This is a genomic window from Amycolatopsis bullii (genome assembly GCF_014654205.1).
Taxonomy (GTDB): Bacteria; Actinomycetota; Actinomycetes; order Mycobacteriales; family Pseudonocardiaceae; genus Amycolatopsis; species Amycolatopsis plumensis.
The window spans coordinates 1-548 of sequence record NZ_BNAW01000122.1 but is presented as its reverse complement, the minus strand read 5'-3'; the positions used below and the strand labels follow the sequence as shown (position 1 = coordinate 548).

General features: G+C 67.5%; 1 pseudogene. It reads right to left on the bottom strand.

From position 1 onward, the window contains the following. Positions 1 to 548, bottom strand: a pseudogene (locus IE317_RS44175) (RHS repeat domain-containing protein); the annotation flags it as partial.

The following is a 548-nucleotide window of genomic DNA, read 5'->3' as shown; positions in this document are numbered from 1 at the left end:
GTGAACAGCGTGCCGGAACTCGACGTGACCGAGGTCCGCTGGTTGGTGTCGCTGTAGTGGGCTTCACCGCCGGGGTTGGTGGTGGTCAGGTTCCCCGCGCCGTCGTAGCCCACCGTGATGCTGTCGATCTTGGTCATCTGGTCGGCGTCGTTGACGGTGTAGGTGCGCCCGTCGCCGGAGGTCATGTTGCCGGCGTTGTCGTAGCTGTAGGTGCGGGCGCCGGCCTTGGTGAGGCGGCCGAAGCCGTCGTAGGTGTTGTCCGCGGTGCCGGTGGAGTCGGTCCGGGACTGGATCTGGCCGGTGTCGGTGCCGTCCGGCTTGGTGTAGCGGTAACTGGTCGACAGCAACGTCGTGCCCGCGGAGTTCTTGACCGTGATCCCCGTCTGGCGCCCGGACTTGTCGACGCCGATGGTTTGGGTGGTGCCGCCGGGCAGGGTGGCCGAGGTGCGGTGGTCGGCGTTGTCGTAGCCGTACGTGGTGGTCGCGTTCGCCTGGTCCTTGACCGAGGTCAGCCGGTCGGCGGCGTCGTAGCCGTAGTAGATCCAGCC